We start from the raw sequence: 15,808 nt of genomic DNA, 5'->3' as shown, positions 1-15,808 counted from the left end.
GGCCGGGTTCGCGACAAGCTGTGCCCCATCGATCACACAGCGCAGGAGCGAACCCATGACCACCGATATCCGTCCAGCCACCCTGGCCAGTACCGCGGACGCCCGCAACACCCTGATCAGCGCCCTCAACTGGCGCTACGCCGCCAAGCGGATGAACCATCGCCAGGTTGCCGATGACGTCATCGACACCATCGTCGATGCCGCCCACCTGGCGCCCTCATCCTTTGGCCTGCAACCCTACTCGGTACTGGTGGTGTCGGACCCGGAACTGCGGTCACAACTGCACCAGCAGGCCATCCCGCAGCCACAGGTCACCGAAGGCTCCCACCTGCTGGTGTTTGCCATCTGGGACCAGGTGGGGGATCGTCAGGTGGACGAGCTGATCCAGCTCACCGCCGACACCCGTCAGATTCCGGTCTCCGATCTGGACGACTACAGCCAGATGATCAAAGACACCGTTAATGGTTTCGACAACGACCAGGCCAGGCATCAGTGGGCCGCCCGGCAGGCCTACCTGGGCCTGGGGCTGGCATTGACGGCCGCGGCGATGGCCAGGGTCGACGCCACCCCCATGGAGGGCTTTGATCCCGCCGCCCTCGACCAGGCCCTGGGGCTGTCCGGGCGAGGCCTGCGCAGCGTGGTGGTGATGACCGTCGGCTACCGCGACCCGGAGGCAGATTACCTGGCGGGGCAGGCCAAGGTGCGCTGGCCCCAGGAGCGCTTCCGGATCGACCTGGACGACCGCCTTTCCGTTTGATGACAACACGTTAGTGGTGATGTAACCCGCCCGCGGCGGGGAATCCGTTACCGTATCAGGCAATCGGGTCGATCAACGGCCCGCAAGCCTGACCAGAGTAAGGGAGATTTCACCATGAAAACCCGTACCCATCTGATGTGTGCCACCATCCTGTCCGCCTCGGTGGCGAGTGCGCCCGCGCTGGCGGACAAGCGCAACGATTCCGGGCTCTACCTCGGCGGCAGCTACGGCTGGTTCAAGGCCCACGGCGGCGAGTTCGAGGACAACAACGACTTCTTCGCCGGCACCCTCGGCTACCAGTTCAACGACTGGTTTGCCGCCGAGGCGGAGTACCTGGATTTCAGCGAGTTCGGCGAGGATGACGAGGTCAACGGCGACCTCAAGGGCCTAGGCATTGCCGCCCGCGCCCGCCTGCCGCTGACCGAGACGTTCGGCATCTACGGCCGCGCCGGGGTGTTTGCCTACTCCCTGGACGTGGAGGCCTTCGAGCAGTCCGAAACCTACGATGAACTCAGCCCCTTTGTCGGCGCCGGCGCCGACTTCCGTATCAGCGACCAGTTAACGGCCTTTGCCGAATACAACCGCTACAACGTCGAGATCGACGAGGAAGACTTCAACGGCCAGGTCACCAACGACGGGCCGGACTTCGACACCGCCCGCGTGGGCATGCGCTTCCAGTTCTAGGGAGCCTCGGACCGATTTGCGATCACTACCGCCGGGCTGGCGCTTGCGTCTTCCTGCCAGACCCGGCTCTTTGTCTTCCTGCCCCACCGACCTCAGGCACTACGGTCCTCAGACGCCGCCGCGATTCGGGGTGCGTCCGACAACCCTTCGGTAGGCACTGATTGCCGCCTGCAAGTATCTGACATACTCTGAATCCATATTCCCCACCGGCATGCCCCGCGCTGTTCTGGGGGTGCTGCACACCGGTACTGGATTCGCTAGCTGTGACCATTTCAGACTATTTCCTGGTCAGCGACCTGGACCCTTCCATGCTGTTGATTGGCGACTACGACGGCTGGCTGGTCACGCTGTCGTTGCTGATCGCCGTCAGCTCCGCCTATATGGCTCTGACCCTGGCCGCGGCCGCCAAACGCAGCACGTCTCGGAGGATGGAGCGGCTGCACCTGTTGACCGGCGCCGGTTCCCTCGGCGCTGGCATCTGGTCCATGCACTTCATTGGCATGCTGGCCTTCGAATTGTGCACCCCGGTCAGTTACACCCCGGGGCTCACCCTGCTATCGGCGGTACCTGGGGTGCTGGCCTCCTGGGTCACCCTCACCATGCTGGCCCGCCACAGCTTCAGCTGGCAACGGCTGCTGGCCGGCGGTCTGGCGGTGGGCCTGGGCATCGGCACCATGCACTACCTGGGGATGGCCGCCATGACCCTGGGCCCGACGCTGCGCTACGACCCCTGGCTGTTTGCGCTGTCTATTGTGGTGGCCGCCGGCCTTGCAACCCTGGCGCTGTGGATCAGCTTCGGCCTGCGCAAGCGCCTGGCACTGCCGGGCAACACCATTCGCCTGATCGCCGGGGTGGTGATGGGGCTGGCGATCGCCGGCATGCATTACACCGCCATGGAAGCGGCGCGGTTTGTCGGTGAGGCCGACCCGGATCACATCGCTGGCAGCCACAACCACTACACCCTGGCGGTCACCATCGGTGCCGTCACCGTACTGCTGAGCATGCTGATCGCCGGACTCAACGCGCTGGTGCGCTACCGCGCCCTGCTCAAACGCAGCGAGGAATCCGCCAGCGAGCTGCGGGCGATGTTCGACACCGCGGTGGACGGCATCATCAAGATCTCCGACCGCGGCATCATCCTGTCCTTCAACCACTCCGCCGAACGCATCCTGGGCTACCGCGAGGTGGAGGTGCTGGGCAAGAACGTCAGCATGCTGATGCCGTCGCCCCACCGCGAGGCCCACGACGGCTACCTCAAGCAGTACCTGCGCACCGGCCAGGCCCGCATCATCGGCTCCGGGCGGGAAGTGTTCGCCCGCCACAAGGACGGCCACGAGGTGCCTATCCGCCTGGCGATCGGTGAATCCCGACTCGGCGGCATCAGCACCTTTGTCGGTTTCCTCACCGACATCACCGAGCGCTACCGCATGGAGACCGACCTGCGCCGGGCCAAGGAGCAGGCGGAACAGGCTGCCGAGGCCCGCAGCGCGTTCCTGGCCAACATGAGCCACGAGATCCGCACCCCGATGAACGCCATCATTGGCTTCACCGACCTGCTGCAGGAGACCCCGCTCGACACCAACCAGGTAAAGAATCTGAAAGTGGTGCGCAACTCCGCCCGCTCGCTGCTGGCTCTGCTCAACGACATCCTCGACACCGCCAAGTTCGAGTCAGGTTCCACCGAACTGGAGATCCGCGACTTTTCCCTGCGCCAGACCTGCGAGCAGCTGATCGCGACCCAGAAGCTGGCCGCCGACAAGAAGGGCGTCGACCTGGTACTCGATTACCGCAGCGGGCTGGCGGAGGACTTTCGTGGCGACGCCCTGCGGGTACAGCAGGTGGTACTGAACCTAGTAAGCAACGCGGTCAAGTTCACCGAACAGGGCAGGGTTACCGTAACCGTGGCCCCCGGCACCAACGGCAAGGGCGTGATCCTGACCGTGGCGGACACCGGCATCGGCATTCCGCCGGACCGCCTGGACACCATTTTCGAACCCTTCTCCCAGGCCGACTCCAGCATGACCCGCCGGTTTGGCGGCACCGGTCTTGGCACCACCATCGCCCGCCAGCTGGTGGAGCTGATGGATGGCGACATCCACGTCTCCAGCAAGGTCGGGGTGGGATCGTGCTTCACCGTGGAGCTGCCGCTGCCCCCTGGTCAGCACCCGGACCGCTCACCGGATAGTTCCGAGGCCGAGCCGGACGCCGTCACCCTGCCGCCGCTGCGTATTCTGGCGGCCGACGATGTGGCCCAGAACCTCGCCCTGCTGGAAGCGCTGTTTGAACCCCAGGGCCACACCGTGGTCACCGTCGCAAATGGTGCCGACGCGGTAGCCCAGGCCCAGAGCGGCACCTTCGATCTGGCGCTGCTGGATGTCCAGATGCCGGTGATGGACGGCCACCAGGCCTGCCGCCGCATTCGCGACTGGGAACGCCGTGGTGGTCACCCTCACCTGCCGATCCTGGCACTCACCGCCGGTGTGCTGGAACAGGACCGTCAACTGGCGCGGGAGGCCGGCATGGACGGCTTCGCCAGCAAGCCACTGGAACGGGCCGCGCTGACCCGGGAGATTGCCCGGGTGCTGGCGCTCGACAGCGGTACCATGCCCGAGCCGGTGGTCACCCCGGAAACCGCCTCCACGACGGTCATTGACCACCACCGGGGCCGCCAGCTTTGGGGCAGCCACACCAGGCACCATCAGGCCCTGGTGCGTTTTCTGGCGGATGCCGACAACCAGCCTGCAGCCCTGGCCGCAGCGCTTGCGCAACCCCGTGACCGCGCCACAGATACCGACGACGGCCTGGCCACCCTGCATCGCCTCAAGGGCCTGGCCGGCAATCTCTGCCTGCCCGCACTGGCGGCCTGGCTGACCCGGGCCGAAAACGATCGGCGCCAGCACCGCAGCGTCGACCCGGTGGGCTATTCCGAACACCTTGACGTATTACAGGCGGCAGTGGCCAATAGCGCGCCGGCCGAACCGGAAGCAACCGCGTCGGTTGAGCCGACCGGCCCGGAACCGGACCTCGACGCCCTGCGCCCGCTGATTCGCCAGCTGAACCAGGGCGAGCTGCCGGAACACAGCCTGCAACAGCTGCTTCCACAGCTGCCCGCCGAGGTGGCGGACGCGCTGGAGGAGGCCATGGATGGCTTCGAACCCGATACCGCCGCTGAGGTTCTGGCGGCGTACCTGACCACCCGGCTCGGAGCCCTGACCGACGATGACTGATCGCAAGACCCTGCTGGTGGTGGACGACGAGCCCACCAACCTGCAGGTACTGAAGAACATCCTCGCCGCCGACTATCGCCTGCTGTTCGCCCGCGATGGCGAACGCGCGCTGCAACTGGCCGCCAGCGAGACCCCGGACCTGGTGCTGCTGGACGTGATGATGCCCGGGCTGTCGGGCCACGACGTCTGTCGCCGGCTCAAGGCCGAGACTGCCACCACCGCCATCCCGGTGATCTTTGTGACCGCGCTGTCGGATGTGGAGGACGAAGCTCTGGGTTTTGAACTGGGTGCGGTGGATTACCTCACCAAACCGGTGAGTCCTGCCATCGTGCAGGCGCGGGTGCGCAACCACCTGTCGCTGGTACGGATGGACGAGCTTCACCAGACCCGGCTGTCGATCGTCCAACGCCTGGGCCGGGCCGCCGAATTCAAGGACAACGAAACCGGCCTACACGTCATCCGCATGAGCCTGTTTTCCCAGCTGATCGCCCGCGAGGCCGGATTCAGCGAAGACTACGCCGACGATCTGCTGAACGCCGCCCCCATGCACGACATTGGCAAGATCGGCATTCCCGATGCGGTGTTGTTGAAGCCGGGCCGGCTGGACCAGGATGAGTGGCAGATCATGCGCCAGCACGCCGAGATCGGCGCCCGCATCATTGGCGAGGACGGTTCACGGCTGCTGCGGATGGCCCGGGATATTGCCCTCTACCACCATGAAAAGTGGGATGGCAGCGGCTATCCCTACGGCCTCAGTGGTACCGACATTCCCATCGAGGCCCGCATCGTGGCGCTGGCCGATGTGTTCGATGCCCTCACCAGCGAGCGCCCTTACAAGAAAGCCTGGAGCATCGACGATGCCAGCGCACTGATCCGTGAGGAAAGCGGCCGGCACTTCGATCCGGAACTGGTGGAAGTGTTCTTCCGCTGCCTGCCACAGATCCTGCAGGCGCGGACGCAATGGCAGGAGACAAACACCGCGGCCAACGCCTGAGGCGCTGCCCGCGGCGCTGGTGATCAGGCTCCCTTGGCGAGCTGTTGGTAGAGCCGATCCTTGAGGCTGGCCCGCTCCATCTTCAGGGCACTGAAATGCTGGTCGTCGGTGGGCACCTCGCGCACTTCCAGGCCACGGATTTTCTTGTCGAGGCGGTCGTAGTCGTCACTGAGTTGGCGAAAGGCCGGGTCGTTCTTGCGCAAATCAAGGATGCGGGACTTGAACTGGGGAAAGTCGATATCCAGGGCGTGATCACTGATGGACATGTGCGGGATACTCCTGTCGAGGGTGACTTTCAAGGACGTGACTTCCAGGGACGCGACCGGGATTGGCGGATGGCCGCACAGCTTCCGGGCCAGCTTCCCTGCCCTACAGACAAAGATAGTCGATCCTGAGCCACATCACAGCCTCACGCCCCTGCCCGCTAGGGTGTCGCGCCATCAGGCTCCGCAAACGCCTCCTCCCGCAACTGTTGCAGCCGCTGCTGGTACTGCTGTTGCCAGACACTGTCGGACATCTGCCCCCTGAGTGCGGTCATCTCCCTCGTCAACGCCTCACGCGCCTGCTGGTAATGCTGCTGCTGTGCCTGTTGCTGCGCCAGCTGGTGATCGCGGGCCGCCATCCGCCGGGCACGCTCGGCACCGAAGTGCTGCTCCCGCAGGCCGGCCACCAGCGCCTGACGCTGGTCCGGATCATCCACCCCGGCCAGCAGCAGGTCGCGCTCCCGCCGGTACCGGGCCTGGTCACCCTCACGTTGCGCCAGCGCCTGGGGGTAATCCTGCCAGCTGCGCTGGCGCAGGGCCTGCAGTTGTTGCAGACGCTGAGCCGGCGACAGGTAGGGCGCTTCCGCCAGTAACGTCTGGAAACCGAACTGGTAGTCCGCCCAGGCCCGCTCCTGGCCATACAGCAGCTCCGCGTCCTGGGCCCCGAAGTGCTGCTCCCGCAAGGCATCAATGCGCTGGTATCGGGTTTGCGCCGGCACCTCGGTGGACATCACCAGCGACTGCATGGTCTGCTGGTAGGCCGGCTGGCGCGCCAGGATACGGCGCAGACGGTCGGCGAAGGCCTGGTTCGGGTACTCTGCCAGCCGCTGTTCCAGCAAGGCCTGGCACAGGTCCGGCTCGCCACCACACTGGGCCAGCAGTTCAGCAAAGAACTGCTGCAGATTGCCTCCGGGCTGACGGTAGCCGTCCAGCCGCTGGTGCCAGTAGGCCTGGTCCTGCTGTCGGCGCAGCCGTTGGCTGGCAGCGGCTTCGTCCTCACCGGAACGGGCGACCACCGGCTGTTCCGCCGCCGCTACCGCGGGCGCGGTTTGTGCCGGCACCACAGCAGCGGCGCCGGGCGTTACCGGCGCGGCCGTGGCGACGGCGTCGGCAACGGCCGGTTCAGCCCCGGACAACGCCCACCAGCCCAGCCCCAAGCCAGCGCAAACAGCGGTTACCAGATACCAGCGGCGCATCAGAACTGAAAGTCGCCCAGGACCGGAAAGTGGTCCGACAGGTCCCACACACCCCACAGATCCGCCGAATCCGACCGTGGCACCCGGACGTCATTGCGGGCACTCATCGGCTGGCGATGGGTGTTGCTGACCACCACGTAATCCAGGTATTCCACCCCCAGGGACAGTGCCCCCTCAGCGTTCTGGTTCACCGTCGGATCATAGGTGGAACGGCTGTAGCCGGTGGACGGCGGCGCCGTGGCCTTGAGGTTGGCCTGCATCTGCTGGTAGTCACCGGGGAACTTGAGCTTGTTGACGTTGAAGTCGCCGCCCATCATCACCGCGTCGAAGGCAGGTACCTGCTTGTCGTCCACCAGCGCGCGGATCTGGCGGAACTGCTGTTGTCGCAGTGCCCGGGCCTCATCGCTGTCGAACGACGCGGTGTGGGTGGCGGTGACGTGATAGGCCTTGCCGTCACGGATTACCTCGGCGTAGACCACCCCCTTGTCGGCAAAGCAGTCGGTGCCGGTGCAGTCATCAAACACCAGGTAGTCGGTCGCGGCAATGGGGAAGCGGCTGACAATCACCACCCCACCGTTATGGATATTGAAGCCGGGCTTGTCGAGGATCTCGGTCTGGTAGGGGTACTCACTGGCCAGGGCATCGAGCAGGTCATGGCTGGCGGCATCGAACGCCTCCTGTAACAGCAAGACATCGTATCCCTGCAGTACCGCTGGCATTTCCTGCAACCGGTCGCCAATGTTAGAGGCCAGCAGCGGCAACGCCCAGATGTTGTAACTCAGCACCTTGAGGGCATCCTCACCGGAACGCGGCTCCGCCAGGTTCTGATTGCGCACGGTGTAGTAGAAGTCGTCGTAACCACCGGTGAACTTGGCCTTGAAGCCCAGCCGGCTGGGCAGGCCATCGTATTGGGTATCGTAACGGTGGATGCTGCGGTCCGCCTGCCATGGGGCGTTGAAATCACTGCCCTGGGCACTGTGCTCGATGGTGCTGCCGTACCAGGTACCGCGCATCTTCTGTTCCAGTGTTACCACCGAGTCGGCGCCAATCAACTGGGTATCGAAGCGGTAGGTCTTGCCGCTCTTCAGGCCTTCATAACGGTTGAACGCCAGCACCCGGGCGGTGGCGTAAGGCGCGATTTCCTGGGCTTCCTGACGCCACTCACTGCCTTCGGCCAGGGTGTCATCACCGTAGTGATTGACCCGGACCTGGACGGTTTCGTTGGTGGAGTTGGTGATGTAGAGGTAGCTGTCGGCCTGAACGCTCCCGGTCAGTGCCAGGGCGGCCAGCGCCAGCCATCGCCAGGGCGATGGGCGGAGAGAGGGATGAGACATGGGGTTCCCCTGTTTGGTCGGCAATGTTGTTATCGTTGTCTGACGCAATGACGGCGGCCCGCCAATCTGGTCTAGACCAGAAAAACGTACCGCCCTCAGGTTGCGGTTTTATTAAACGATCATGACGCCAAACGCGACAACCCATAGCGGTTGCCGAAAATCTGAACCAAGTCTCATCCTGTTATCCGGCGGATGTCCGAAGAGGCCAATGGCCCCCAATGCCAACCCGGGCGCTTCCCCTCAGGCGGGTTCAGCCGTTTCCAGTTGGGCTTTAAGCTGGTGCTTCAGCAGTTTGGACGACGCATTGCGGGGCAACGAGTCGGCAAACACCACCGCCTTGACGCTCTTGAAGGCCGCCAGTTGGCTCCGGCAATGCTCGATCACCGCCGTCTCATCCAGCTGGCTGCCCGGCAGGCGCACCACAAAGGCCACCGGCACCTCCCCCCATCGCTCGTCGGCACGGCCCACCACCGCCACCTCGACGATCTCCGGATGCTGGATCAGCGCCGCTTCCAGTTCCGCCGGGTAGATGTTCTCACCACCACTTATGATCATGTCCTTGAGCCGGTCGACCACATACAGAAAGCCGCGGTCGTCCAGGTAGCCGAGGTCACCGGTGTGGTAGTAGCCGTCCACGATGGCCGTGCGGCTGGCGTCCGGGTTGTTCCAGTAACCGGCAAAGACCTGGGGACCGCCGAAGCAGATCTCCCCCACCTGCCCCGCTGGCCGCGGTGCGCCGGTGTCCGGATCGACAATCTTGAGGCTGCCGGCCATCACCCCAGGCCCGACGCTGGCCACCACGTCCATACCCATGGCCGGCATCCAGAAGCTGGCGGAACCGGCCACTTCGGTGGCACCGTAAACCTGGTAGATCGAGATGCCCAGTTCGGCGTAGCGGGCGATCAGCGCTGCCGGCACCGCCGACGCCCCGGACACCGCGAAGCGCAGCGAGCTGAGGTCGCGCTCGCCGATACCCGGTGCCTGCAGCATCATTTCCAGCATCTGCGGCACCGCCAGAAAGTGGGTAATGCGTTCCTGCTCCAGAATTTCCCACACCGTGACCGGGTGGAAATCCGCCAGGTAGACCGTGGCACTGCCGGTTAGCACGTTGGCAAACACCGGCATCAGACCGGCAATGTGGAACATCGGGGTGACCGTGAGGTAACGGGCCTGGAACGGCCAGCCGATGGTAAAACAGCAGTTCTCCGCCGCGGCGTACAGGTTGCGATGGGTGAGCATCACACCCTTGGGCCGTCCGGTGGTGCCGGAGGTGTACATCAGGACCGCCACCTGGTCGGGGTCAGGGTCGTGCCCGGGCAGTTCTCCGCCGGCGCTGGCCAGGGCCTGCTCAAAGTCATCATCACCGCGCTGGCGATCCACCACCAGCTGCCGCGACAGCCCCACCTGCGGCGCCAGGGCGGTGACCATGTCAGCAAACTCCCGGTCATAGACCAGGGTATCCGCGCCACAGTCGTTGAGAATGTAGGCCAGCTCCTGGGGCTGCAGCCGCCAGTTCAGCAGCGCCACCACCACCCCGGCCCGACTGGCCCCGAACAGGGCCGTTGCCACCTGCTCGCTGTTCTTGCAGAGGATCGCGATGCGGTCCCCGGCCTGCAGCCCCTGCTGGTGAAGATAGCCCGCCCACTGGCTGGCGCGGGTATCCAGTTCCCGGAAGCTGTAACGCTGCTGATCGCCAATGGCGGCAACATGGTCCGGGGTCAGTGCGGCCCGGGAGGCAAGCAGGTCGCCAAGGTGCTGGCTCATGGGGGTCTCCTCGCTGATGCGGTTGTTGTTTTGGAGCCTCCGGGCACAGCAAACCATGAACCCGGATTCACTTTATTGAATGAAGTGAATCATGGTTCAGTTTCCCAGTCAATCAGTGCTGCCTCAGGTCAACAGCTCGGCAAGCCAGGCCTGCACCCCGGGATAGGCCGTCGTATCCAGCACAAACTCCTGGCCACGGGCGGCGCAGCGGAGGTCACAGTGGTCGTCGGCCAGGTGCCAGCGGTCCCGGTTGTAGTGATAGCTCAGCGGCGTCTGTTCAGGGCCCGGGAAGAACGCCCGGGGCAACCGCCAGTGGGTTGGGGACGGCGCCTGGGGAGCGGTCAGCCGATGCTGCGGTTGCATCCGCGTAAAGGTGCCGGCGCCGGCGATGTCAGTGTCCAGCCCCGGCAACCGCAGGCGCTCGGCGGCCAGGTAAAGGGTGTTGTTGCGATCCGTGGCCTGTTGCAGGTGGGGGTGATAGCGCACCCAGGGCCAGGCATCCGGCGCCAGCTCATCGACGCCGACCACCGCGCCAATCTGCAGCCAGCCCCAAAGCCCATGGAACGGCTTGGCGCCACGGACAAAGCGCCAGCCATCAGTGCTTTGCTCCGCCGCCCGGAACAGGCCAAAGAACAGAAACAGGTCACCCTCCCCCACGCCCTGGTTGCGCAGGTGGCTCTGGGCGGTACCGGTCTGGCCCAGCAGTGGCCGCCAGCCCTGCTGGCGCGGGTAATCATCGGCGATCAGATCCGGGTCCAGGTGGGCGCCGGCATCCCGACGGCCAGGATCACCGGTCAGCCCCGCCACCAGGTCGCCAACGTTGACGCCCTGATGTTCAATATCGCGATAGCGCAGGCGGGAGCGGGCATCGGGAATTGGCAGGGCATAGGCGCGGCCATCGGCAAACCAGGGGCTGGGGCAGCCACCGGCGGAGGAATCGAAGCCTTTACGGCTGAGGATCAGGCGCATGGGACGGTCAGGGTAATGAGTTCGGCGCTATGTTCTCGCAAAGCCCGGACGGCCCTCAACCCGAACCATCTTCAACCCACACGCCCTCCCCCCGGCCAGCGGGCAAAATTCGTTGATCAGAAAGTGAACTCTTTTAATTTTTGCCCCTCAAAGCTCCTGCCAATTGGTTATCTCCATTCTTTGTTGCCATTGCCCCCCACGCCCACGTGCGGGGGCTTTTTTATGCCTGTCAGCAAGTTAGCTTTCGCAAACGTGGCAGTAGGCTGCCAGCGTCATAAAATGAACATTCCCCCGTCATAGTTCTTTTCCACACTGGTGCCCCGTCTGGGGGTCACCCAGTCAACCTCATGTCAACAAATCAGGGAAAGAACCATGACGATTAAACAGACCGCGCTTGCGGTCGCCATTGGCGGCGTGCTGGCGACGCCAGGCCACGCCGGCCTGGTGATCAGTGAGTACGTGGAAGGCTCCAGCAACAACAAAGCGGTGGAGCTTCGCAACACTGGCAGCGCCCCGGTGGATCTCACCGCCTGGGAACTGCAGGTCTACTTCAATGGCAGCAGCACCCCCGGCCTGACCATCGATCTGGCGGGTGAAGTGGCCGCCGGCGGTCACTTTGTCTTTGCCCACAGCGCTGCTGATCCGGCAATCCTGGCGGTGGCCGACCAGACCACCGGCGCCGGCCTGTTCAATGGCGATGACGCCATCACCCTGCTCGAAGGTGGCGTGGTCGCCGATAGCCTGGGCCAGGTTGGCGTTGACCCCGGCAGCGCCTGGGGCAGCGGCGAGACCCGCACCCAGAACGCCACCCTGCGTCGCCTCGATGGCAGCGCCGCCGACACCGACCCGTTCGATGCCTACGATCCCGCGGCAACCTTCGCCGGCTTCCCCCAGGACAGTTTTGACGACCTTGGCGTGGGAGACGGTGATGGCGACGACGGCGGCGATGACGGCAGCGATCCGGACCAGCCCAACCTGAGCTGCGGTGCGGACGCCACCCCGATCTCCGCCATTCAGGGCACCACCACCGACAGCCCGCTGGCTGGCGACAGCCTGGTGATCGAAGCCGTGGTGACCGGCGTGTTCAATGGTGACGGCGGCCTGGGCGGATTCTTCGTGGAAGAGGAAGCCAGCGACCATGACGACAACCCCCTCAGCTCCGAAGGCCTGTTTGTCTACGCCCCCGATGCCAGCGTGAGCGTCGGCCAGCGGGTGCGGGTGGCCGGGTCCATCACCGAGTACGGCGGCCTCACCGAGCTGACCGACCTCAACGGCCTGGCCGACTGCGGCAGCGCCACCCTGCCCGCCGCCCCCACCCTGGCACTGCCCTGGGATACCCTGGAAACGCCGGAGGCCTATGAATCCATGCGGGTCAGCTTCAGCAGCCCGCTCACCGTCAACGACACCTACGATCTGGCCCGCTACGGCAGCCTGACCCTGGGCAGCGACCGCCACTTCATTCCCACCAACATCGTCTCCCCCGGTGACGACGCCGCGGTGGTTGCGGAACTCAACGCCCGCGACCGCCTGATCCTCGACGATGGCAGCAACCAGCAGAACCCGGCGGTGGTGCCCTACCCGACACCGCAACTGAGCGCCGCCCAGACCGTACGTGCCGGAGACCAGGTCACCGACCTGACCGGCATTCTCGACTACCGCTACGACGAATGGCGACTGCACCCGAGTTCCGCACCCGGCTTCATCAGCGCCAACAACCGCCCGGCCGGCCCGGATCTGGCGGACCGCGGCGACCTGGTGGTGGCGGCCTTCAACGTGCTCAACTTCTTCAATGGTGACGGCGTCGGCGGTGGTTTCCCCACCGCCCGCGGCGCCGACACCGCCGAGGAACTGCAGCGCCAGACCGCCAAGCTGGTCAGCGCCATCAGCGCCCTGGATGCCGACATCGTCGGTTTGATGGAAATCGAAAACGACGGTTATGGCGACACCAGCGCCATCGCCGAACTCGCCGCCGCCCTCGGTGGCAGCTGGGCCTACATCGATCCGGGCCTGGAGCAACTGGGTAACGACGACATCGCCGTTGGTCTGCTGTACCGCAGCGACCGCGTAACCCCTCAGGGTGCCGCCGCGACCCTTGCAGAGGGCGCCTTCGCCGAACTCAACCGTCGGCCCCTGGCCCAGACCTTCGTGCCAGTTGCCGGTGATGACGGCGTCACCGTGGTGGTGAACCACTTCAAGTCCAAGGGCTGTCGCGGTGCCGACGGTGCCAACGCCGATCAGGGCGATGGCCAGGGCTGCTGGAATCCGATGCGGACCCAGGCCGCTGAGGCACTGGCCGGATGGCTGGCCAACGACGCCACCGGAACCGGAGAGGAAGACGTGCTGGTGATCGGCGACCTCAACAGCTACGCCAAGGAAGACCCGATCCAGAGCCTCGTCGGCGATGGCTACCAGGACCTGGTGGCGCGGTTTGCCGGTGAGCAGGCCTACTCCTACGTGTTCTATGGCCAGGCCGGTTACCTTGACCACGCTCTGGCCAACAGCCCGCTGCAGGCGAAGATTGCCGACGCCACGGTCTGGCATATCAATGCCGACGAACCGCGGGCGCTGGACTACAACACCGAGTTCCAGACGCCGCAGCAACAGGCCAGCTACTACGCCCCGGACGCCTACCGGGCCTCCGATCATGATCCGGTGCTGGTGTCGCTGACCCTGGCAGCCGACGAGCCGGCGGACCGGGCCGACCTCAACGGCGATGGCCGGGTTAACGGCCGCGACGTCGCCCGCTTCATCCTTGCCTACCTGTTCGGACGGGCGGATGTTGAGCACTACGACGTCAACGCCGATGGCCGGGTGGACCGTCACGACCTGCGGGCGATCCTGCAGGTGATCCGCGAGCGCTGACCCAAACGCAAAGAAGGCCTCACCGGGAGGCCTTCTTTGTCGGTCAATAATGTCTGTTGTCCCGTCTGGCGACTTCGCTGACGGGACAGTCATCAGCCGGTTCAGGGCAGGTACGGCAGTTCCTGTCCTTCCGGCACCTTCACTTCAAACCCGGCCTTCAGGGTCAGGGTCTCCCCGGCACCGATCTGGCGATCCCAGGCAATCACCCCGGGCTTGTCATCGATGTCCGACTGGTAGGGCTCGGAAATGCCCTGGTAACTCACCTCGATGTCGTCATGACGGGACACCGGCAAACGGTCGATCACCCGGATGTCGACCGCCTGGTCGTGGGCGTTGGTGATCTCGAAACGGTTCATCCGCTCGAGGTAGGGCCGACCACTGAGGATGCCCTTCTCGCCCCGCTGGTCCTGCTCCCGCACCACTTTGACCGAGAGCCGGTCGTCGACGCCAAACGCCATCGCCAGGGGCTGACCGGGTTCGGTCTGCTCAAGCCAGTGCTGGCCCACGTACTGGCCATCCTGGTATAGCGCCACTTCCGCCGCAGGCAGGGTGGCCTCACCCTGGTAGTCGGCCTCGCCAAAGACGTAGCCGAGGCTCGACAGCGCCGGTACCACCCGGCGGCTGAGGCGGGCCGCCAGGTCATGCTCGCTGACCGTCAGGCGCTGGTCCCGCACACCATCGGCCAGGCTCAGGGTGCCGGCCAGCTGGTATTGCTGGGTCAGTCCGGTGCTGACCAGGTCCGCCGTCTGACGGCCGGCAAAGCCACGGGCTTCCATCTCCGCCGAGGCCGGTGCCGCACTGTCCATCACCATGGACTTGCTCAGCATCTCCGGTTGCGGCTGGGGCCGCGGCTGCAGTATCCACGGTGAAGGCTCCGGCAGCCGACCACCGACGGCAGGGTTGCCGGTGGAGAGGCTGACCTGAACGTCGTTCCAGTCCTCACCGGTGTTCTGGTGCACCACCGCCTGGTGAATCAGTTGCAGGCGTTCGTCCTCGCTGTCGAGACGGGCCTCGTAGGCGCTGCTCCAACCGGCATTGCGAGTCTGGTATTCCAGCTTCACGGTGACATCGGCGGCCCGGTCAGCGGTATAGCCCAGGCTGAGGTGGGCCACTTCCCGCGGGCGGTCGCCAAGCGCCGCCAGCTCACGCTTGAGACGGTCCTGCTCGCGGACCAGGCCACGCTTTTCCTGTTCGATGCGACGGATGTTGGTGAGGGATTTCTGGGCCTGGTCAAACACGCTGTCGGCGGTGGTGTTGAGGTTGTCCGGCAGGGTCACCTCGCCGTCGCCGCTGGTCCAGCGGTCCAACAGGTCGAGACGGTAGCGCCAGGCGCGAACGGCGTCGTCGTGGGCTCCAATGCTGTCATTGACCTGTTGCAGCTGGTCCCGCAGCTCACGGAGTTTGCTGGCCTGGGCTTCGCTGGTCTGCTTGCGAACCACCCGGACATCCCGCACCAGCGCGGCGTCGGTGCCCGCCAGGGAGACCCGCAGGGTACGCTCCATCAACCCGGCCGGCAGGTCGGCGATTTCCAGGGTGCCCGCGCCCGGCTTGAGGGTAGCGCTCTCTTCCCGGGTGACAGACGCCTGTCCCGGGTACAGGGTAACAGCCGTGACATCGGCCAAGGCCTGCAGTGGCAACCAGGCCGCCATCATCAAGACAAGTCGATTCCTTTTCATGTGCTTTTCCTTCCCAATGCAACAACTTCGACGGATTTCATCCAACATACCGCGCCCGGGCAATGCTTGGCATTACAGTCCT

At 65.1% G+C, this 15,808-nt stretch carries 11 protein-coding genes; 5 read left to right on the top strand and 6 right to left on the bottom strand.

The annotated features are described in order from the left end of the window. Positions 1–55: 55 nt before the first annotated feature. The 4 genes from J2887_RS00945 (at position 56) to J2887_RS00930 (ending at position 5,662) form a co-directional block, all read left to right on the top strand. Positions 56–757: an NAD(P)H-dependent oxidoreductase gene (locus J2887_RS00945; protein WP_227173473.1), complete on the top strand. Its 702-nt coding sequence runs from the start codon at positions 56–58 to the stop codon at positions 755–757. Positions 758–871: 114 nt separating this feature from the next. Next, a complete protein-coding gene (locus J2887_RS00940; protein WP_227173471.1) occupies positions 872–1,441 on the top strand; it encodes a porin family protein in 570 nt (189 codons plus the stop codon). Positions 1,442–1,704: 263 nt separating this feature from the next. Then, a complete protein-coding gene (locus J2887_RS00935) occupies positions 1,705–4,668 on the top strand; it encodes an MHYT domain-containing protein (RefSeq protein ID WP_227173469.1) in 2,964 nt (987 codons plus the stop codon). Then, complete coding sequence (locus J2887_RS00930) at positions 4,661–5,662, top strand: HD-GYP domain-containing protein (protein WP_227173467.1); 1,002 nt, start codon at positions 4,661–4,663, stop codon at positions 5,660–5,662. Before J2887_RS00935 ends, J2887_RS00930 begins: the two co-directional genes overlap by 8 nt. 23 nt (positions 5,663–5,685) lie before the next feature. Here the strand turns inward: J2887_RS00930 and J2887_RS00925 are convergent, their stop codons facing one another. The 5 genes from J2887_RS00925 to J2887_RS00905 form a co-directional block, all read right to left on the bottom strand. Beyond that, entirely contained in the window at positions 5,686–5,928 is a 243-nt protein-coding gene (locus J2887_RS00925; protein WP_227173466.1) for a YdcH family protein, read from the bottom strand. A gap of 158 nt (positions 5,929–6,086) precedes the next feature. Then, positions 6,087–7,121: a lipase chaperone gene (locus tag J2887_RS00920; RefSeq protein WP_227173464.1), complete on the bottom strand. Its 1,035-nt coding sequence runs from the start codon at positions 7,119–7,121 to the stop codon at positions 6,087–6,089. Beyond that, positions 7,121–8,455 carry a sphingomyelin phosphodiesterase gene (locus J2887_RS00915; RefSeq protein WP_227173462.1) on the bottom strand — a complete coding sequence of 445 codons (1,335 nt, stop codon included), beginning with the start codon at positions 8,453–8,455 and terminating at the stop codon, positions 7,121–7,123. Before J2887_RS00915 ends, J2887_RS00920 begins: the two co-directional genes overlap by 1 nt. 240 nt (positions 8,456–8,695) lie before the next feature. After that, entirely contained in the window at positions 8,696–10,219 is a 1,524-nt protein-coding gene (locus tag J2887_RS00910; RefSeq protein ID WP_227173460.1) for a class I adenylate-forming enzyme family protein, read from the bottom strand. A 123-nt stretch (positions 10,220–10,342) separates the two neighbouring features. Further along, the gene (locus tag J2887_RS00905) at positions 10,343–11,188 is read right to left on the bottom strand and encodes a hypothetical protein (RefSeq protein ID WP_227173458.1); all 846 of its coding nucleotides are present in this window, start codon (positions 11,186–11,188) and stop codon (positions 10,343–10,345) included. 372 nt (positions 11,189–11,560) lie between these two features. Here J2887_RS00905 and J2887_RS00900 point away from each other — a divergent pair, with 372 nt between their 5' ends. Beyond that, a complete protein-coding gene (locus tag J2887_RS00900) occupies positions 11,561–14,050 on the top strand; it encodes an ExeM/NucH family extracellular endonuclease (protein WP_227173456.1) in 2,490 nt (829 codons plus the stop codon). Between the two features lie 101 nt (positions 14,051–14,151). Here the strand turns inward: J2887_RS00900 and J2887_RS00895 are convergent, their stop codons facing one another. Continuing rightward, on the bottom strand, positions 14,152–15,726 hold the full coding sequence (locus tag J2887_RS00895) for a mucoidy inhibitor MuiA family protein (RefSeq protein WP_227173455.1): 1,575 nt from the start codon (positions 15,724–15,726) through the stop codon (positions 14,152–14,154). Between the last annotated feature and the right edge of the window lie 82 nt (positions 15,727–15,808).

Origin of the sequence: Marinobacter sp. CA1 (genome assembly GCF_020546665.1) — a bacterium.
Classification (GTDB): Bacteria; Pseudomonadota; Gammaproteobacteria; order Pseudomonadales; family Oleiphilaceae; genus Marinobacter; species Marinobacter xestospongiae.
This window is presented reverse-complemented; position numbering and strand designations above follow the sequence as displayed.